Here is an 18,196-nt window from a genome sequence, read left to right on the forward strand (position 1 = left end):
CTCAGGTTCCGTCCCCATGCTTTGCGATGCTTTCCTGCGGGTGCCGGCCGTAAAGGCTGGCTTCCAGCATGGCGCGGACGCCGGCCTCGCACAGCCGCGCCACGATCTTGCGGTCCGAGCCTTCGGAGAATTCGACCGGAGCCCCGAACGAAACCTCCACATCCACCGCGCCGCAGCGCAGGAACGCCAGCAGATGCGGCATCAGCGCGACATGCCCCGGCCAGGCCGCAAGCGGACGCCCGTGAAAACCCAACGGCAGTCCGTGCGCCTGCGTATAGGCCACGGCCACGGGTTGAATCAACACACGATCCTGCCCGGCACCCCGCAGGGCGGCCTGAGCCGCGCCGAACAGCGCCGTCTTGAAGGGCAGCACCCGGTTGCCATCCGAGGTTGTCCCTTCGGCAAACAGCACCATCACGTCGCCCGTGCGCAGCCGCTCGGCAATGGACGCCGCCTGTTGCCCGGTCTGCCGCCGCTCGCCGCGCGTGACGAAGACGGTGCGTTGCAGGCGGGCGAGAACCGAGAATACGGGCCAGGTGCCGACTTCGGACTTGGCGATGAAACTGAGCGGCATGACGCTGCCCAGCGCCACGATGTCTGCCCATGACTGATGGTTGGCGGCGATCAGCAGCGGGCGGCCGGCCGCGGGTTTGCCGCGCACATGCACCCGCATGCCGCACAGGCGGGCGGCGACACGATGCCACAGGAAAGGCAGCCGGCGCGCCACCGGCCAGTCGAACCGCATGGCCAGAAGCTGAAGAGGCGCAAGCACCGCCGTCAGTGCGGCAAGTCCGACGGCGACGACAGCGATGCGCAAACGCCCCGGCAAAACGCCCTCAACCGCGCAAGGTACGCTTCATGATCAGCGCGCTGGTGCGCTGGCCATCGGGGCCCGGATAATAGGCGGGGCGTCGGCCCACCTCCTCGAATCGCAGCCGGCGATACAGCGCCAACGCCGGCGCGTTTGTTTCGTCGACTTCCAGAAACAGGGCCAGCGCGCGTTCGGCATGCAGATGCTGCAGCACCATGTCCATCAACAGGCGCCCGACACCCTTGCCGCGCGCGCTGCGGTCGACGGCGATGGTGAGGATCTCCGCCTCGTCGACGACAAGGCGCGCCAGAACGAGCCCTTCCGGCTCGCGGTGGCCGGCGCGTCGCGCCACGAAGCCGAACGTGCCGGGCTGGGCGATCAGCGCGGCGAACTCGTCTTCATCCCAGGCGTGGGCGAAGGCGCCGCCATGCACCGAAGCAACGGCCGCCAGATCCTGCTCGCTATCGAGCCCGGTTGCGACATAGGAACCGCCCTGCCCCAAGAGCCCCTCCCAGAATGCCAGTGTCCAGTTCAAGGGAAGATGCCAAACCATGCGCGCCCCTCGGGAAATCCCTTCGGCCATCCTGTAGAAGCCGTTTCAGGCGGATGGAAGCCCCGTTCGGACGATTCCGGCAACCGGAGCCTGCGGCTTGGCATCCGCGCCGCGCAGGTAAAGCGGGCGCACCGGCTCTCCCGGCTGCCGTGTCGCCGCGATTGCGCCGATCGCGGCCACCTGCGGAAGGCCTTCGTAATCGTGAAGCTGCTTGAAGCCACCTTGCACCAAGGGCGCGACGAGCTCGGTGCCGGAGCCGGCAATATGCAGAAGCCGCCCATCCTGCGGCACAAGGGCCGCGGCAGCGGCTGGCGACAGCGCCGCTGCAGGCGCCAGGACGCCACCATCCACGTCGTAGAGGGCGGCGAACACTTCGCCGCGCCGCGCATCCTGCACGGCCAGCACGGGCCCGCCCTGCCGCAGCCAGGGAAACGCCAGGGCTTCCAGCGTCCCGATGCCGACCGCCTCGATATCGAGCGCCAGCGCCAGGCCGCGCGCGGCCGAGATGCCCACCCGGAGCCCCGTGAACGAGCCGGGACCGACGGTCACGCCGATTCGCGCCAGGTCGTGCATGACGATGCCGGCGCCGGCCAACGCCTCGGCAACCTGATCGAGCAGCAGTTCCGCATGGCCCTTGCCGATAAGGCTGTCGACGCAGGAAACCATCTGCATGGACTGCATATCGTAAACCGCCGCCGCGGAACGGGCCGCGGCGGTGTCGAGGAGAAGGCAGTAGCGATTGTCGTACGAAGGGTCGCGGCTCACTGCAGTCATTTCGGCTGCGGTTTCGCGTCAGGCCGCCACGGCCTCGACAGCCTCGACCTCGGGCACGAAGTGACGCAGGAGGTTTTCGATACCGTGCTTCAGCGTCGCCGTGGACGACGGGCAGCCGGCACAGGCTCCGCGCATGTTCAGGAACACGGTTCCTTCCCGGAAACCCTTGAAGGTGATGTCGCCGCCATCCTGTGCCACGGCGGGCCGCACGCGGGTCTCGATCAATTCCTTGATGGTGGCGACGATCGACTCATCGCCCGGCTCGTAGAACTCTTCGCCGGAATCCGAGCCGGACGGCGCATGGCCGGCATCGTCCGCCATGACGGACTGGTTCGACATGAAATGCTCCATGATGCCGGCAAGAATTGCCGGCTTCAGATGCTGCCATGCCGTGTCGTCGCGCGTGACGGTGATGAAGTCGAAGCCGAAGAACACGCCGGTCACGCCGTCGATACCCATCAGGCGCGCGGCCAGCGGCGAGCGGCGGTCGGCATCGTCGGCGTCGAGGAATTCGGCGGTACCCTGTTCCAGCACCACACGACCTGGCAGGAACTTCAGCGTCTGCGGGTTCGGCGTCGTTTCGGTCTGGATGAACATGGCTTCAGGGCCTTTGCGCGTCGGAAGTGTTTCAGCGTCATGTAAGTCCGGTGGCAACAGTGCGCAACCGGCACGGTCAGGAGAGGCTTTCGATCTCTTCCTCGGTCAGGGCGCCCGGCACGATGGTCACGGGGATGGCGAAGCCACCCGACCGTCCGGCAACGGCGGAAACGAGCGGGCCCGGGCCCTCGTTCTCCTGGCTGGTGGCCAGCACCAGGATGGCGATCTCGCGGTCGGCCTCGATCAGCTTGTGGATCTCTTCTTCCTTCTTGCCCTCGCGCACGACGAGCTCCGGCTCGATGCCGACATCGGCGCGCAGGGTTTCGGCGATGCGCGACAGGCGCGAATCCGCCTCGGCCTGCGCCTCTTGCCGCATGATCTTCTCGACCCCGGCCCAGTGCTGGAATTCGTCCTGCTCGATGACATACAGGAAGACAGCGCCGCCGCCGCTGGCCTTGGCACGCCGGGCGGCGTAGGACGCCGCACGGGTGCACTCGGGCGTCTCGTCGATGACGGCCAGGAATTTTCGTTTGCCGCCTTCCTGGCGGCCGATGCGTTTTGAAACCATGGCGGCAAAATGGCAGTCGGAGCGGCCGCCCGCAAGCGGGCAGCCGCCGAGTTCATGTCAATTGTCGATCAGGCCCATGATCGCCTTCGTTTCGGCAATCGTGGCGGTTGCGATTTCGCGCGCCCGGCCGGCGCCGTCCCGCAGGGTCGCATCGATCCCGGCCGGATCGGAGAGAAGCTCGCGCATGCGGCCGGAAATCGGCGACAGCACCTCGACCGCAAGGTCGGCCAGCACCGGCTTGAACTCGGAAAACTGGCGGCCGCCGAACTCGGCCAGAACGTCCTGCCGGGTTTTGCCGGCCAGCGCCGCATAGATGCCGACGAGGTTGTCGGCTTCCGGCCGGCCGGCCAGCCCGGCAACCTCCGACGGAAGGCCGTCGGGATCGGTCTTGGCCTTGCGGATCTTGCGCGAGATCTGCTCCGCATCGTCGGTCAGGTTGATGCGCGACAGGTCGGAAGGGTCGGATTTCGACATCTTCTTGGTGCCGTCGCGCAGGCTCATGACCCGCGTCGCCGGACCGTCGATCAGCGGCTCCGTCAGCGGAAACCAGGCATTTACCGTCTCGTCGCCGATCGTCGTGGGCACGCCGACGCCGCGCTCCGCAATGCGTTCGGCATAGTCGTGGTTGAACTTGGCGGCGATGTCGCGCGTCAGTTCCAGATGCTGCTTCTGGTCTTCGCCCACCGGCACATGCGTGGCGCGATAGGCCAGGATGTCGGCCGCCATCAGCGACGGATAGACGTAGAGCCCGGCCGAGGCCGCCTCCCTGTCCTTGCCCGCCTTGTCCTTGAACTGCGTCATGCGGTTCAGCCAGCCAAGGCGTACGACGCAGTTGAACAGCCATGCCAGCTCGGCATGCTCGGGCACGCGGCTCTGGTTGAAGACGATGTGTTTTTGGGCGTCGATGCCGGCGGCGATATAGGCGGCGGCAACTTCGCGGGTGGCGTGTTCCAGGGCCTTCGGCTCCTGGTAGACGGTGATCGCATGCAGGTCGACGACGCAGAAGATGCACGGGTACCTGTCCTGCAGTTCCACCCACCGGCGGACCGCGCCCAGATAGTTGCCCAGATGCAGATTGCCGCTCGGCTGGACGCCTGAAAATACCCGCTGCGTGAATTCCGCCATGACGCTTCGTCCTTTCGTGACGGGCGTCTTATGGATCGCCGCGCCGCCGCGATCAAGCGCCGCGACGTGGCCGCCTGAGCCGCAGCAGCCGGGCCACCATCTGGCGGTCGGCGCCCCCGGTTAAAAGGCACAGCGCGAAATAGGCCGCCATGGCAATCAGCACCAGGATGCCAATGCCGGCCAGTTGCCGGTGCAGCCCGGCCGACGGCACGATCCAGCCCTCCAGATGGGGCATGGCGAAGATGAGCAGGCCGCCCATGGCCAGGGCCGAGACCAGCAGCATCAGGCATCGCCGCACCAATGGCCCGTCGACGGCCCAGAGGCCGCGTGCGTAAAGGCCATGAAACAGCAGAAGCGCGTTCAGCCAGCCGGCCAGCGTGGTGGCCAGCGCTATGCCCTTCTCTTCCATCACGAAGAACAGGCCGACGGACAGGACGGTGTTGGCGACGGCCGACGCCACCGTCACCAGCATCGGCCTTCGCGTATCTTCCCGCGCGAAATAGCCGGGCGTGAACACGCGGATCATCACGAAGGCCGGCAGGCCCAGCGCATAGATGCCGAGGACGGCGGCCACCGCCGCCGTGGTATCCGGGCCGAAGGCGCCGCGCTCGTAGATGACGCGCACGATCGGCTCTGGAATGATGAACAGGGCGACGGCTGCCGGAAGGGTCAAAAACAGCGCAAACTCGAGGCTGCGGTTCTGCGTGTGCTGGGCCTCGGCAAGGCGCCCCCCCTTCAGGGCGCGCGACAGCTCCGGCAGCAGCACGACACCGATGGCGACGCCGACCATGCCGAGCGGCAACTGGTAGGGCCGGTCGGCATAGGTGAGAATCGACACCGCGCCCGGCTTGAAAGAAGCGACGGCCTGTCCGACGAAGAGGTTGATCTGCGTGATGCCGCCGATCAGCGCCGCCGGCCCCGCAAGCACCAGCAGCCGCTTCAGCCCCGGCGTCCAGCGCGGGCGCTGCAACGCGATTGAGAAGCCGGCCATGCGCATGGCAACGGCCACCATCAGGAATTGCGCGACACCCGCAGCCAGGACGCCCCAGCTCATGGCGAAGCCGAGGGTTTGCGTGTTCTGTCCGGTCCAGAGCGACCATCCGAGAACGGCGATCAGGAAGACGTTCAAAAGTGCCGGCGCTGCCGCCGCCGCGAAAAACCGGCGATAGGCATTCAGGATGCCGCTCACCATCGCCACGAGCGACATGGAGGCGAGGTAGGGGAACATGATGCGCGAGAAGGCGACGGTTATGTCGAACCGGTCGGCGCAGCTCAGCGCCTGCGCGGCCGCCGCCTCGTCGATGCACAGATTGAGGCCGGGCGCGATGATGGTGCGCACCAGGAACGGCATGAATATGATGGCCGGAACCGTCAGGGTAAACAGCACCAGCGTCAGCGAGGAGAAGATTTCCGTTGCGAAGCGCCGTGCGCCCGCCTCGCCCTCTTCCTCGAGCGCGCGCGAGAAGAGCGGCACGAAAGCGGCGTTCAGCGCGCCCTCCGCAAAGAAGCGGCGGAACAAATTGGGGAAGCGGAACGCCAGGTTGAAGGCGTCGGCCACCGGCCCGATGCCGAGTGCCGACGCCATCATCATTTCCCGCGCGAAGCCGAAGATGCGGGATACGAGCGTTGCGCCGCCGACCGTGGCGAATTTGGATACGAGGCTCACGCGGGTCCCAGTCCGGACATCAACGGGCCCCGGTTCGCGGTCCCCGAGCTCAGCTCTCCCTCGGCGCTTTCGAGGACGCTGGCCAACCGCCTCTCGATCCGCTCGATGCGGTTTTCTCCGGTAATCTTCATGCCGATCAGGTCGGTGACATAGAAGACGTCCACCGCCTTCTCGCCATAGGTCGAGATGTGGGCCGAGCGGATATCGAGGTTGAGATCGGAGATCGCGCCCGTCAGGTCGCTGAGCAATCCTGGCCGGTCGAGCCCCTCGACCTCGATGACGGTAAGCGCGTTGGACAGGGCATTGTCGATCCGCACCTGCGGCGCGACGGCGAATGTGGACAGGTCGCGCGTGCGGCGGCGCGCCAGCATCGTTGGCATGGCTTCCTTGCCGCCGAGAAGGTCGCGGATGTTGCGCACCACGCGCTCGGCGCGGCGCAACTCGTCCTCGTCGTCCGGGAAGGCGCGGCTGATGGTGACGATATCGAGGGCGCGCCCGTCCACCATGGTAAACACCTGCGCATCCGCGATATTGGCCCCGGCGGCGGCGCAACCGCCGGCGATGATGGACAACAGACGCGGATGGTCCGGGGCGATGACGGTGATTTCCGTCATGCCGCGGAAGCGGTCCGTCCGGATGTCGGTGGCCAGCGAAGCGCTTTGCGTCCCACGGATGAACTCGGCCAGCCGAACCTGATCGTCCAGCGGCACCGTCAGGAAATAATTGTCGTAATGGCTGTCCAGGGCTGCCTTACGGTCCGCCTCCGGCCAATCCGCAAGCCGGCCTTCCAACTCGCTCCGCGCCAACGACACGCGGTTGGACCGCGACATCTGCGTGAAGCCGCCCGTCAGTACCGGCTCCGTCTCCCAGTAGAGGGTGCGGATCAACTGGCCCTTCCAGCCGTTCCACACGCCCGGCCCCACCGCGCGGATATCGCACACGGTCAGGATGACCAGCAGGCGAAGCCTGTCCAGCGACTGCACCTTCTCTGCAAAGTCGAGGATGGTCTTGCGGTCGTTGAGGTCGCGCTGCTGTGCCACCATGGACATGGTCAGGTGTTCCTGCACCAGCCACTCGACCAGCTCGGTCTCGCGCTCGTCGAGCCCGAAGCGCGGGCACAGTCGGCGCGCGATCGCGGCCCCGGCGATGGAATGATCCTGCGGGCGGCCCTTGGCGATATCGTGCAGCAGCAGCGCCACGTACAGGGCCGTGCGATCCTTGATCGTGCCGATGATGCCGGCGATCAACGGCAACTCGTCGCGGTAGAGGCCCCGCTCTATGCGCGACAGGGTGTCGATGGAGCGCAACAGATGCTCGTCCACCGTGTAGTGGTGATACATGTTGAACTGCATCATCGCGACGATGCGGCCGAAATCGGGGATGAAGCGCCCCAGCACGCCCGCCTCGCTCATGCGGCGCAGATGCAACTCCGGATTGAGGCGATCGGTCAGGACGTCGATGAAAAGGCTGTTGGCCTCGGCATTGTCGCGCAGCTTCGCATCGATCAGCCGCAACGATCGGCGCACCAGCTTCAAGGCGTCGGGGTGGTACTCCAGCTCGTGCCGCGCCGCCAGGCGGAACATGCGGATCAGGTTGACCGGATCGTCCGAGAAGACGGTCCGAGAGGTGACGTTTATGCGGCCATTGTCGATCTGGAAGGCGAGCGTTCCCGGGATCGAGCGGGATCTGCTGCGCAGGCTGCCCAGCAGGCGGACCATGCCCGAGGGCGGCTTGGCGTTTTCCTCTTCCAGGGCGGCGCAGAGAATACCGGTCAGGTCGCCGACATCCTTGGCGATGAGGAAGTAGTGCTTCATAAAGCGCTCCACCTCGCGCAGTCCGGGGTGGGTGCTGTAGCCGAGACGGTCGGCGATCTCGGGCTGGATATCGAAGGACAGGCGCTCTTCCGCCTTGCCGGTCAGGAAATGCAGGTGGCAGCGGACGGCCCACAGGAAATCTTCCGCCTTGTCGAAGATGCGCCCCTCGCGCCGCGACAGGACGCCGGCCGTCACCAGCTCGGCCGGGGTGCCGGCGCCGTAATGATACTTGGCGATCCAGAACAGCGTGTTCAGGTCGCGCAGGCCACCCTTGCCCTCTTTGACGTTCGGCTCCACCAGATAGCGCGTATCGCCCGAGCGGGCGTGGCGGGCATCGCGCTCGGCCAGCTTGGCAGCGATGAACTCGGCACTCGTTCCGGCGACGATCTCCTTGTCGTAGCGCTGCGACAATTCGTCGAACAGCGCCGCGTTGCCGACGATCAACCGCCGATCCAGAATCGCGGTGCGGATGGTGAAGTCGGTTTGCGACAGGCGGATGCACTCTTCCACCGATCGGGTGGCATGTCCCACCTTGAAGCCGAGATCCCACAACAGATAGAGCAGATATTCGGCGCACTGCTCGCCCAGCGCGGTCTGCTTGTAGGGCAACAGGAACAGCAGGTCGATGTCGGAGCCCGGCGCCAGCGTGCCGCGTCCGTAGCCGCCCACCGCCAGCACGGCGACGCGTTCCGCGGCGGACAGGTTCTGCGCCTCGAAGACATGGTCCAGCGCGAATTCGCTGATGGCGCGGATGAGGATATCCTGGAGCACGCTGATGCGCCGTGCGCAAAGCAGGCCGCTGCCATCCTCGAAGAGCATGCGCTCGGCCCTGGCGCGCCCTTCGTCCTTTGCCTGGCGCAAACGCTGCAGCAGGGCCGGCCGGCTGTCCCCGCGCGCCGCGCCGATGGCGGCGACGTCCGCCGTCAACTGGGCGACGTCGACGATCTCGGCAATACGGAGCTGGTCCTGAACATGCGCTCCGTCGCGGCGGGGTCGGGCATCGTGAGAGGCCATGGATATCCGTCTAAAATGGGTCTGGCGCGGCTATAGCCCCTTTCGCCCTTGCGGCAAAGCCGCCGAGCGCTCCAGCCGCTTCAACTCGTACAGCGCATCCATCGCCTGACGCGGCGTCATGGCATCCGGATCCAGCGCCTTCAACGCGTCCAGCACCGGCTCCGCCTTGGGCTGGGCGGCCACGGGGGCGGGCTTCGACAGCATGGAGAACAAGGGCAGGTCGTCCACGAAGGCAGTCCGCTTTTCGCCTTGCTCGCCCTTTTCCAGTTCCGAAAGCACATGGCGCGCACGTTCGACGACGGCGGCCGGAAGGCCCGCCAGCCGCGCCACCTGGATGCCGTAGGAGCGGTCGGCGACGCCCGGCTTCACCTCATGCAGGAAGATCACCTCCCCTTCCCACTCTTTTACACGCATCGTCGCGTTGCTGAGGCGGCCGAGGCGCGCGGCAAGCGCCGTCAGCTCGTGGAAATGGGTGGCGAACAACGCACGGCAGCGATTGGCCTCGTGCAGGTGCTCCACCGCAGCAAAGGCGATGGACAAGCCGTCATAGGTTGCCGTACCGCGCCCGATCTCGTCCAGGATCACAAGCGTCCGCGGCCCCGCCTGGTTCAGGATCGCGGCGGTCTCCACCATCTCGACCATGAAGGTGGACCGCCCCTCGGCCAGGTCGTCGGAAGCCCCGACGCGAGAGAAGAGGCGGTCGACCATGCCGATGCGCGCCTTGGTGGCCGGCACGAAGGCGCCCATCTGGGCCAGAACGGCCATCAGCGCGTTCTGCCGCAGGAAGGTGGACTTGCCGCCCATGTTCGGCCCCGTCAGCAGCCAGATCGCGCCGCCCTTGGCGCCGGACCCGGCCGGTGGCGACAGGTCGCAGTCATTGGCGACGAACGCCTCTCCGCCGGATGACTTGAGGGCTGCTTCCACCACCGGATGGCGGCCGCATTCGATGCAGAAGGACAGGGTATCGTCCACCTCCGGCCGCACCCAGGCGTCGCTGCGCGCAAGATCGGCCAGGGCCGACGATACGTCCAGCACCGCCACGCCATCGGCCGCGGCCCGCAAGGCCGCCATGTCGGCCAGCACCGCCGCGCGCAGATGGTCGAACGCTTCGAGCTCCAGCTTCAGCGCGGTCGACCCGGCCTCCACGATACGGGCCTCCAGATCGGCCAGCTCCACCGTCGCGAAGCGCATCGCGCTGGCCATGGTCTGCCGGTGCGTGAAGCCCGCATACGAGCCGAGCAGCGACTTGCCCTGCGCCTCAGGCACCTCGATGAAGTAGCCGAGCACGTTGTTGTGCTTGACCTTCAGGCTCCGCACACCCGTTTCCTCGATGTAGCGTGCCTGCAGCGCGGCGATGTACTGGCGCGACTCGTCACGCAGGGCGCGGGCATCGTCCAGCGGCTCGATCGCCCCATTCGCGATGAAGCCGCCATCGCGCTTCTGCAGCGGCAACTCGTCAGCCAGAAGGGCGCAAAGAAGCTGCTCCAGCTCGGCCGGCACGGCGGCCACGGCGCCGAGGGCCGAGGCCAGCTCGGCAGGCAGCACTGCGCCTGCCATCAAGTCGCGTAATTGACGGAACCGGTCCAGCGTTTCGCGTACGGCGCCGAGGTCGCGGGGGCCGGCCCGGTCCAGCGACAGGCGCGCCAATGCGCGCTCCAGGTCCGGCGCACCCTTGATGGTCAGCCGAAGCGCCGTGGCGATGGCCGGTTCCTCAACGAAGAACCCCACGGAATCGTGCCGCTCGCGGATGGCGGCAGGGTCTGTCAGCGGCTGGGCGAGGCGCGCCGCCAGAAGCCGGGCGCCCGCCCCCGTCCGCGTCCTGTCGATGGTTGCCAGCAGCGATCCCTGCCTGCGGCCCGACAAAGTGCGCGTCAACTCCAGGCTGGCTCTGGTGGCCGGATCGATCAGCATGGTGGAGCCGGGCGCCACCTTGCGTGGACGCTCGAGCGCCGGCCGCGCCGCAAACTGCGTCTTGCCGAGATAGGACACCAGCGCCGCCGCCGCCGAAAGCTCGGCACGCGAAAACGCGCCGAACCCGGCAAGGGTGGATACGCCGAAGAAGCGGCACAGCCGTTCGCTGGCGGTCGCACCATCGAAAAGGACCGACGGCTCGGCCCGCGCCGCGCGTTGCAGGCGGCGCACCAGCGGCGCGATCTCGGGTTCGCCGGATAGCTGGTCCGGGTAGATGAGTTCGCTCGGTTCGAGCGCCGATATATCGGTGGAAAGCCTGTCCAGGTCGGTTTCGGCGATGCGGAAATGGCCGGTCGAAAGATCCGTCCAGGCGATGGCATACTCGGCGCCGGGCCCGCCGCCGCCAAGCCGCGCGACAGCGGCGAGGTAATTGGGCCGGCCCGGCTCCAGCAGCGTTTCCTCGGTGATGGTGCCCGGCGTGACCAGCCGGACGACGTCTCGTGCGACCACCGATTTGGAGCCGCGCTTCTTCGCCTCGGCCGGGTCCTCAATCTGCTCGCAGACCGCGACCCTGAAGCCTTCGGCGATCAGGCGCTGCAGATAATCCTCGGACGAAACCACCGGCACGCCGGCCATCGGGATATCTTCACCCCGATGCTTGCCGCGCTTGGTCAGCGCGATCCCCAGCGCCGCGGCCGCCTTGACCGCATCGTCGAAGAACAGCTCGTAGAAATCGCCCATCCTGTAGAACAGAAGGCAGTCCGGATTGGCATCCTTGATGGCCAGATACTGCGCCATCATGGGCGTCGGGGCGGTGTCCGCTTCGCTCATCGCAAGGTCCGGGGTGTAAATGCGCTCTGCCTCATGCCGGACTTCTATCCGCCGCGCCGCGGCGTGGGAAGCGGCGGCGGCGCCTCGTCCACATCAACGGACGGGTTCTTGCAGCCGGGCGCAAACGCACGATATGAGCAGAAAGCGTTCAGCCCGCGTTCACCGGCGAATGCTAGTCTGGGGTCTGTTCGAAGGGATGGTTGGTATGATGCGCAAACTCGGCTTCGCTGTCGTTGCCCTCTTTTACCTTGCGGGCGCCGCATCGGCGCAGGATTCCGCCCCGTCGATCTACGACTACGCCCTCCAGCACCCGACGGCGGACGCGCGGCTTCCCTCGCCGCCCTCCGTGGGCGCCTCGGTGCCGCAAAACGTTGAAGTGCATCAGGCCGAAGGCGGCAATGGCGTCTACGGCTACTTCTACTATGAAGGCCGGCCTATCCTCGTGGATATGACCACGCGCTCCATCGTCCGCGTCGGCTAGCGCCTAGGCCGCGAAGCGGCCCGCATCCTGCCCGTAATGGCTGACATAGCGTGCGCTGATCCGCGAAACGGGCAGGACGACAAGAACATCCGTCGTCCCGAACTGCCGATCCACGACCGCGCCGTCCCCGATGTAACCGCCGAGCCTGAGATACCCTTTCAGCAGTGGCGGAAGCCCCCCAAGCGCACGGCGCGGGTCTGCGCAGCGGCCGGCACCCATGGCAACATGACGATGCGGCAGGGCGCTGACCTGCCACTCTTCGGGGGCGGACGCGTTTTCCCGCAGGAAAGACAGGGACGTGTCCAAGGTGGCAAGGTCCGTTCCGGCAAGCGACGCACAGCCGAACAGGACGTCGATCCGGTGCCTCAGCACATAGGCCCAGATCCCCTGCCAGAGCAGTTCGACGGTTCGTTTGCCGCGATAGTTCTTCAACACGCACGAGCGGCCAAGTTCCAGGAAGCGCTTGTGCGGATGGCGCCGGACCAGCGATCCGATTTCGAATTCCTGTTCGGTGTAGAAGCGCCCGCCGACAGGCAGCCTCTCCTGCCGGAGCAGGCGGTAGGTGCCCACGATCTGCTGGGCGGTGCTGCCGGGCAGGCTCTTGTCCAGCACGATCAGGTGGTCGCAGACGCGGTCGAACGCATCCTTGTCGAGGCGCGTCACCCGCTGGAGCGCCGATGGTTTCGCGCCGCCCTGACTGTAGAAGACCTGGTAGCGCAGCGCCTGCGCGGCCCGCACCTCAAGCCTGGATGCCGCGACGCGAACCTCCAGGCCGCCGATGCGGCCAAGCGGCGGCTCGGCAGGTATCCGGATCGGCCGCCGCAATCTGTCCGGCAGGAGCCGAAGAGCCGGGAACCCCCTGCCGGAAGCCCCATCCGCACGATAGACGCTCATGATCCGTCCCCCCACTCATTCACGCCAGGACGCCCGGCGCATGCGGCCTGATCTAGCGAGGGATCGCAAAGTTTTGATGACCGCGCCCAGGCCTGTTTTCGGCAGAGCTTACTCTTGCTCACCGTCACCGGCAATCGCGCGCTTGCGCCGCGCGTTGCGGGGTTGCAGCACGAACTCGTCGAGGATGATGAGCGCCGCGCCGACGGTTATGAACGTGTCGGCAAGATTGAACACCGCAAAGGACCAGACCGGCGTGTGGAAATAGAGGTAGTCGGTGACATAGCCGAGCGTTACCCGGTCTATCAGGTTGCCGACGGCACCGCCGAAGATCATCGCAAAGGCGACATGGGTGAGCATGCGGTTGCGGGGCGTATTCCACCACAGCCACAGCACGAACAGCAGCACCACGCTTGACGCGGCGGCCAGCGTCCAGCCGCTGAGGCTGGAGAACATCGAGAAGGCGATGCCCTCGTTGCGCGCATGCAGAAGAGCAAAGAAGGGCAGGATGGGGATGGCCGAGCCGAGCGGCATGGTCGCGACCACGACCAGCTTGATGAACTGGTCGAGGAAGATGGCCATGACGACCAAAAATACGTTGCCGAGAACGAACTTCACGTCATCATCCATCCGAACCGAGTGTCAGGAGAGGCCGTCGCGCCTCGAAGATCATCAGGCCGGTGGCGATGGCAAGGTTGAGGCTGTCCGCCTTGCCGACCTGCGGTATCCGCACCAGCACGTCGCAGGCGGCGGCAAGCGCATCCGACAGCCCCGCCTGCTCGTTGCCCATCAGAAGGACGCTTGGCCGCGCCGCGTAATCCGGCTTGCGGTAATCGACCGTGCCGTCCATGTGGGTGCCGGCCACCAGGCCCTTGAAGCCGGCGCGCCATTTCAGGAAGGCGGCTTCGCCCATGCGGACCACGGGCACCGAGAAGATCGAGCCCATCGTGGCGCGGACTGCCTCCAGCGAGAACGGATCGACCGTATCGCCGATCAGCACGACACCCTTGACGCCCGCCGCATCGGCGGTGCGCAGGATGGTGCCGAGGTTGCCGGGGTCGCGCACCCTGTCCAGCGCGACGACGAGCCCGTCTTTGCCGAGGTCCAGCGACGGCAATTCGGCCAGATGCTGCCGGAACACGCCGATGGCCGGTTGCGGGTTGTCGCGGCGCGAGATGGCGGCCAGCACCTTGTCGGAGGCCTCCAGCACGTCGGCGCCGGCAGCGACCGTCCGTGCGGCGGCCCGCGTCAGATGCGGGCTGTCGGCTAGCTGGTTGCGGGACACGATCAGCGTATCGATCTTCCAGCCGGCCTCGAGCGCATCGAAAACCAGCTTCAGCCCTTCGGCCATGAACAGGCCCGTCTCCTCGCGGGTCTTGCGCATGGCAAGGTTGCGGATGCTCTTGACGATCGGGTTGGAGACGCTGGTGACTTCCTTGACCCGGCCCGGCGCGGAAAGCGGGCGTCGCGGCTCTGTCCTGCCATCGTTCATTCTGCGGCTACCCATCTGGAGTAAAGGGAGGTGGACAGGAGGCGCGGCTCTTCCCCCGCCTCCCTGATGACGAGCTCGCCGGATTCGATCCGGCCGCCAAGGCCCCGGCAATGATCGGCCATCAAGGCGGCGAGCGAATAGAACGACGCCCGGATGGAATAGGCCGTCAGCACGAGAGCCAGCGGGTTGGCCGACATCAGCGTACGCATCAGCGACAGAAGATAGGGCAGATCCTCGAAGAGCTGCCAGACCTCGCCCTTGGGGCCGCGGCCGAATTTCGGCGGATCGAGAAGGATGATGTCATAGGTCGAGCCGCGCCGCGCCTCGCGCTCGGCGTAGCGCACGGCATCTTCGCAGATCCAGCGGATGGGCCGGTCGTCGAGGCCCGCCTGGGTCTGGTTCTCGCGGGCCCAGCCGATGGCCTTTCGCGAGGCGTCGACATGCGTGACCTCGGCGCCGGCCCGCGCCGCCAGCAGCGAAGCGACGCCCGTATAGCCGAACAGGTTCAGAAGCCGCACGGGGCGGCCGGCACGGCCGATCACATCGGTGACGAAGCGCCAGTGCGCCGCCTGCTCGGGAAACACTCCGACATGCCGGAACGAGGTGAAGCGGCCCCAATAGGGCAGCCCATCCTGCGTCATCGGCCAGGTCTCGGTCAGGTCGCCGGCCGCGAAGCGCCAGCGGCCCATGCCCTCCTCGTCCGTGTCGCCGGTAAAGGCTGCATCGGCGCCATCCCAGGCCCTGGACGCAAGGCGCGGCCGCCAGATGGCCTGGTTTTCCGGCCGGCGCAGGGTCAGCGATCCATAGCGCTCCAGCTTTTCGCCATTGCCGGAATCGATCAGGGCGTATTCTTCGGTGGGCTCCACCGTCAGTATGACCGGCATGGACAGCGCCGGAAGCGGCCCTTCCGGATAGCGCAGCGGCGGCCGCGCGGCGCGCGCCTCCTCGCCCTTTTCCGCAGCGCTGAGACGCGGCCCGGCCTCCGGCTCGGGCGGGCGGGGCGTGCGCGCCTGTACACGCTGCGGCGCAGCCTGCGGCCGCGCCTTGCCCTCGTGCCGCTCGGCCTTGCGGCCGGTTGCGCCACCGGCCCGTCTGTCATGTGGTTTCTTCATGGGAAGGTGCTGTAGAGCATTTTCGGCGCCAGCGGAATTCCCCAGCTCTTGCTTGAAGCGCCAGCCCGGCATCCCTATCAAGAGGACGCCGATGACCGGGAGCGTGCATGATGAAGATCGAGGGCGAGGTATGGCTGCCACTGGAACGGCAGCGCGTCTGGCAGGGGCTCAACGACCCTGACGTCCTCAAGGATTGCATCCACGCCTGCGAGCATCTGCAATGGGTGGGGCCGGACCTTCTGGAGGCCACCGTCGCGGTGAAGGTGTCCATCGCCAAGGTGCGGTTCCATGGCACGATCCGCCTGTCGGATGTCGTCCCGGCCGAACAATATGTCCTCAACGGAGAAGGCCGCGGCATCGCCGGCGCTGCAACGGGGCGTGCCTATGTGCACCTGTCCGACGCCGACGGCGGAACGCAGCTTGCCTATCGTGCGGAAGCGGCAGCCGGCGGCAAGCTTGCCGAATTCGGCCAGGCATGGATCGAAAAGGCCGGTCGCAAGCTGGCGGAGCGCTTCTTCCAAAGTTTTCAGGCGCGTATCGAAGAGGGCAAGGTCTGACCGGCGGTCAGGGCTGCGAAGCCGCGATGGCCTGCTGCCCGGTCGGGGCGGCAAGCGCCGGACCTGCCGACAAATCCCGGTCGCGCTCTTCGCGCAGCCGGCGCAAACGCTCCTGCGACACCTCGACCTCGTGCTTGAGGCCCTCGATCTCGCGGCGGCGACGGGCCGACTTGGCCCGGTAATGGGATTGGGTGAGCCAGGTGCCGACGCCGCCGAGCAGCAGGCCGGCGATGACGCACAGGAGCAGCAGCACGAAGAGCGGCAGTGTCAGCGACAGGGACGGCGTCGTTCCGAACATGTCGAGGCTGATCGTCGTCGGCTGGCGGTTGACCACGCAAAAGACGATGAGCAGCACGGCGAGCGGCAGCCCGATGAGAAGTGTCAGAAGCTTGGACAACATGCCTGTCTTGGTCCCCTGGATCGATCCGCTGGCCGGGTGTATGACCGCCCTGCCCTGGCGCGGTAGGTAATGCCCGCCGCGTCGGCGTCAATCCGCCGCCGGTGGCTTACTCGCCGTTGAGGCGCTCGCGCAGTTCCTTGCCTGCCTTGAAGAACGGTACCCACTTTTCCTCGACGTCGACAGCCTCGCCCGTGCGTGGGTTGCGGCCGGCGCGCGGCGGGCGGTTCTTCACCGAAAATGCCCCGAAACCGCGCAATTCGACGCGGTTGGACTGGCATAGCGCATCGGTGATCTCGTCGAAGATCGCATTGACGATCGTTTCCACGTCCCGCTGGTAAAGGTGCGGGTTCCGGCTTGCGATGATCTGCACGAGTTCGGACTTGATCACGAAACTTCAATCCTCGTTGGAACCGGCCCGGAGGGCCAACCGATCGGCTTGGGACGACCCTGGCCCCTTGCCACGCAATGGTCAGCCGGTGGGAGGCTGCCAGAGGGACAGGAGACCGTCAAGGCGAGCGCCCGTTCCGAAGAGCGCGTCCTGAAGGCTGGAGGCGGCCGGGTCAAGCCCCAGAAGCGAAAAGGTCGCACTTCTGAGGAAGCCGTAGCGGCCCTTGCGCTGCGGCTCGTGCTCGACGATGTCCAGCCCCGGTTCTACGCCCCGCTCCTGTTCCAGCCAACGCCGCGATTCAGCCTCGCCGCCCAGGGCGTCGACCAGTCCGTTCTGCAGCCCCTGCAGGCCGGTGAAGATCGACCCGTCCGCCAGGCGGCGCACCGCCGGCTCGTCCAGCGGCCGTCGTTCGACGACAAGCCCGACGAACCAGTCGAAGCTCGACGATACGAGCCGTCGGATCATGTCCAACGCCTCCGGCGGGGCCGGCGCGAAGGGCGATGGCTCGGCTTTCAAAGGCGCGGAGCGCACGGCGTCGACCCGCAGTCCGATCGTGTCCAGGAGGCGCGATGCGTCCGCATACTGAAAGATCACCCCGATGGAGCCCACGATCGACGAATCATGCGCAACGATCCGGTCGGCCCCGAGCGACACCATGTAGGCGGCCGAGGCACCCAGCGTGCCGATCTCGGCCACGACGGGTTTGGCCTCGGCCAGCCGTCGGACTGCATGATAGAGCGTCTCGCCGCCGACGGTGGTTCCGCCGGGCGAATTCACCTTCAGGATCACGGCGCGCACGCGCGGGTTGTCGGCCAGATCTTCCAGCAGCGCCAGCCGCTCGTCATCCTCGGTGATGACACCCGATATCTTGACGGAGGCGATCTCGGGCCCGCGCAGCGCATCGGTGCCGCCCGTCATCAAAAAGGGAATGGCCAGCAGCCCCGCAATGAGCAGCAGGATGGCCGCCAGCCGCCAGAAGCCCAGCTTGCGGCGCAGGCGGCGCCTGTCGATCCAGTCCTGTGCGCTCATGGCCATTCATCCCGGCTTGTTGCTGGCAGGCGGGATAACGCGTTGCGGGAAGATTGCCAAGTCGTCCCAAAATCCCGTGCGACACCTTCCAATTATCACTCAAAAGCCGCATATGCGTCGTAACGCGCCGATGCAGGCATACACAGTGCGTGATTGCCGGGTTTCACGATCGGAACAGGTAC

At 66.7% G+C, this 18,196-nt stretch carries 18 protein-coding genes; 2 read left to right on the plus strand and 16 right to left on the minus strand.

Annotated features, from left to right (window positions below):
• Window position 1: 1 nt before the first annotated feature.
• The 9 genes from olsA to mutS all read right to left on the minus strand — a co-directional run bounded on the left by olsA (window position 2) and on the right by mutS (window position 11,664).
• Window positions 2–829, minus strand: a complete 828-nt coding sequence (olsA, locus tag AUL31_RS09120) for a lyso-ornithine lipid O-acyltransferase (protein WP_060604709.1) — start codon at window positions 827–829, stop codon at window positions 2–4.
• A gap of 7 nt (window positions 830–836) precedes the next feature.
• A complete protein-coding gene (locus AUL31_RS09125) occupies window positions 837–1,364 on the minus strand; it encodes a GNAT family N-acetyltransferase (protein ID WP_060604711.1) in 528 nt (175 codons plus the stop codon).
• 45 nt (window positions 1,365–1,409) lie between these two features.
• The gene (tsaB, locus tag AUL31_RS09130) at window positions 1,410–2,138 is read right to left on the minus strand and encodes a tRNA (adenosine(37)-N6)-threonylcarbamoyltransferase complex dimerization subunit type 1 TsaB (protein WP_073469144.1); all 729 of its coding nucleotides are present in this window, start codon (window positions 2,136–2,138) and stop codon (window positions 1,410–1,412) included.
• 18 nt (window positions 2,139–2,156) lie between these two features.
• Window positions 2,157–2,735, minus strand: a complete 579-nt coding sequence (locus AUL31_RS09135) for a NifU family protein (RefSeq protein WP_060604717.1) — start codon at window positions 2,733–2,735, stop codon at window positions 2,157–2,159.
• 76 nt (window positions 2,736–2,811) lie between these two features.
• Window positions 2,812–3,303: a universal stress protein gene (locus AUL31_RS09140; protein WP_060604720.1), complete on the minus strand. Its 492-nt coding sequence runs from the start codon at window positions 3,301–3,303 to the stop codon at window positions 2,812–2,814.
• A 57-nt stretch (window positions 3,304–3,360) separates the two neighbouring features.
• Window positions 3,361–4,428 (minus strand): tryptophan--tRNA ligase, encoded by a 1,068-nt coding sequence (gene trpS / locus AUL31_RS09145; protein WP_060604722.1) that lies wholly within the window; start codon window positions 4,426–4,428, stop codon window positions 3,361–3,363.
• 52 nt (window positions 4,429–4,480) lie between these two features.
• Window positions 4,481–6,094 carry a murein biosynthesis integral membrane protein MurJ gene (murJ, locus tag AUL31_RS09150; RefSeq protein ID WP_060604725.1) on the minus strand — a complete coding sequence of 538 codons (1,614 nt, stop codon included), beginning with the start codon at window positions 6,092–6,094 and terminating at the stop codon, window positions 4,481–4,483.
• Window positions 6,091–8,922, minus strand: a complete 2,832-nt coding sequence (locus AUL31_RS09155) for a [protein-PII] uridylyltransferase (protein WP_073469142.1) — start codon at window positions 8,920–8,922, stop codon at window positions 6,091–6,093. The genes murJ and AUL31_RS09155 overlap by 4 nt, the downstream gene beginning before the upstream one ends.
• A 30-nt stretch (window positions 8,923–8,952) precedes the next feature.
• Entirely contained in the window at window positions 8,953–11,664 is a 2,712-nt protein-coding gene (mutS, locus tag AUL31_RS09160) for a DNA mismatch repair protein MutS (protein ID WP_060604728.1), read from the minus strand.
• Window positions 11,665–11,869: 205 nt separating this feature from the next.
• Here mutS and AUL31_RS09165 point away from each other — a divergent pair, with 205 nt between their 5' ends.
• Complete coding sequence (locus AUL31_RS09165; protein ID WP_060604731.1) at window positions 11,870–12,145, plus strand: hypothetical protein; 276 nt, start codon at window positions 11,870–11,872, stop codon at window positions 12,143–12,145.
• Between the two features lie 3 nt (window positions 12,146–12,148).
• Here the strand turns inward: AUL31_RS09165 and olsB are convergent, their stop codons facing one another.
• From olsB to AUL31_RS09185, 4 genes are all read right to left on the minus strand, one after another.
• Window positions 12,149–13,039 (minus strand): l-ornithine N(alpha)-acyltransferase, encoded by an 891-nt coding sequence (gene olsB, locus AUL31_RS09170; protein WP_082646872.1) that lies wholly within the window; start codon window positions 13,037–13,039, stop codon window positions 12,149–12,151.
• A 108-nt stretch (window positions 13,040–13,147) separates the two neighbouring features.
• Window positions 13,148–13,654 (minus strand): signal peptidase II, encoded by a 507-nt coding sequence (lspA, locus tag AUL31_RS09175; protein ID WP_306302610.1) that lies wholly within the window; start codon window positions 13,652–13,654, stop codon window positions 13,148–13,150.
• A 4-nt stretch (window positions 13,655–13,658) separates the two neighbouring features.
• Window positions 13,659–14,528 carry a TrmH family RNA methyltransferase gene (locus AUL31_RS09180; RefSeq protein WP_060604737.1) on the minus strand — a complete coding sequence of 290 codons (870 nt, stop codon included), beginning with the start codon at window positions 14,526–14,528 and terminating at the stop codon, window positions 13,659–13,661.
• Window positions 14,525–15,640 carry a class I SAM-dependent methyltransferase gene (locus AUL31_RS09185; RefSeq protein ID WP_060605382.1) on the minus strand — a complete coding sequence of 372 codons (1,116 nt, stop codon included), beginning with the start codon at window positions 15,638–15,640 and terminating at the stop codon, window positions 14,525–14,527. The genes AUL31_RS09180 and AUL31_RS09185 overlap by 4 nt, the downstream gene beginning before the upstream one ends.
• A gap of 107 nt (window positions 15,641–15,747) precedes the next feature.
• On the opposite strand from AUL31_RS09185, the gene AUL31_RS09190 reads away from it, so the two are divergent.
• Window positions 15,748–16,197 carry a CoxG family protein gene (locus AUL31_RS09190; RefSeq protein ID WP_060604746.1) on the plus strand — a complete coding sequence of 150 codons (450 nt, stop codon included), beginning with the start codon at window positions 15,748–15,750 and terminating at the stop codon, window positions 16,195–16,197.
• Between the two features lie 7 nt (window positions 16,198–16,204).
• Here AUL31_RS09190 and AUL31_RS09195 read toward each other — a convergent pair whose 3' ends face one another.
• The 3 genes from AUL31_RS09195 to sppA form a co-directional block, all read right to left on the minus strand.
• Window positions 16,205–16,597 (minus strand): lipopolysaccharide assembly protein LapA domain-containing protein, encoded by a 393-nt coding sequence (locus tag AUL31_RS09195; RefSeq protein ID WP_060604751.1) that lies wholly within the window; start codon window positions 16,595–16,597, stop codon window positions 16,205–16,207.
• A 106-nt stretch (window positions 16,598–16,703) separates the two neighbouring features.
• The gene (locus tag AUL31_RS09200) at window positions 16,704–16,985 is read right to left on the minus strand and encodes an integration host factor subunit beta (protein WP_039188343.1); all 282 of its coding nucleotides are present in this window, start codon (window positions 16,983–16,985) and stop codon (window positions 16,704–16,706) included.
• Window positions 16,986–17,066: 81 nt separating this feature from the next.
• Window positions 17,067–18,014, minus strand: coding sequence for a signal peptide peptidase SppA (gene sppA / locus AUL31_RS09205; protein ID WP_082646891.1), 948 nt, complete (start codon window positions 18,012–18,014; stop codon window positions 17,067–17,069).
• Between the last annotated feature and the right edge of the window lie 182 nt (window positions 18,015–18,196).

Source organism: Aureimonas altamirensis (genome assembly GCF_001463885.1).
Classification (GTDB): domain Bacteria; phylum Pseudomonadota; class Alphaproteobacteria; order Rhizobiales; family Rhizobiaceae; genus Aureimonas; species Aureimonas altamirensis.

Coding starts and splice junctions, on each gene's coding strand:
- AUL31_RS09180 (WP_060604737.1), bottom strand. CDS start 14,528: ATGAACGATGGCAGGACAGAGCCGCGACGCCCGCTTTCCGCGCCGGGC.
- AUL31_RS09125 (WP_060604711.1), bottom strand. CDS start 1,364: ATGGTTTGGCATCTTCCCTTGAACTGGACACTGGCATTCTGGGAGGGG.
- trpS (WP_060604722.1), bottom strand. CDS start 4,428: ATGGCGGAATTCACGCAGCGGGTATTTTCAGGCGTCCAGCCGAGCGGC.
- AUL31_RS09195 (WP_060604751.1), bottom strand. CDS start 16,597: ATGTTGTCCAAGCTTCTGACACTTCTCATCGGGCTGCCGCTCGCCGTG.
- AUL31_RS09140 (WP_060604720.1), bottom strand. CDS start 3,303: ATGGTTTCAAAACGCATCGGCCGCCAGGAAGGCGGCAAACGAAAATTC.
- AUL31_RS09155 (WP_073469142.1), bottom strand. CDS start 8,922: ATGGCCTCTCACGATGCCCGACCCCGCCGCGACGGAGCGCATGTTCAG.
- AUL31_RS09190 (WP_060604746.1), top strand. CDS start 15,748: ATGATGAAGATCGAGGGCGAGGTATGGCTGCCACTGGAACGGCAGCGC.
- tsaB (WP_073469144.1), bottom strand. CDS start 2,138: ATGACTGCAGTGAGCCGCGACCCTTCGTACGACAATCGCTACTGCCTT.
- AUL31_RS09165 (WP_060604731.1), top strand. CDS start 11,870: ATGATGCGCAAACTCGGCTTCGCTGTCGTTGCCCTCTTTTACCTTGCG.
- AUL31_RS09135 (WP_060604717.1), bottom strand. CDS start 2,735: ATGTTCATCCAGACCGAAACGACGCCGAACCCGCAGACGCTGAAGTTC.
- AUL31_RS09185 (WP_060605382.1), bottom strand. CDS start 15,640: ATGAAGAAACCACATGACAGACGGGCCGGTGGCGCAACCGGCCGCAAG.
- olsB (WP_082646872.1), bottom strand. CDS start 13,039: ATGAGCGTCTATCGTGCGGATGGGGCTTCCGGCAGGGGGTTCCCGGCT.
- sppA (WP_082646891.1), bottom strand. CDS start 18,014: ATGAGCGCACAGGACTGGATCGACAGGCGCCGCCTGCGCCGCAAGCTG.
- mutS (WP_060604728.1), bottom strand. CDS start 11,664: ATGAGCGAAGCGGACACCGCCCCGACGCCCATGATGGCGCAGTATCTG.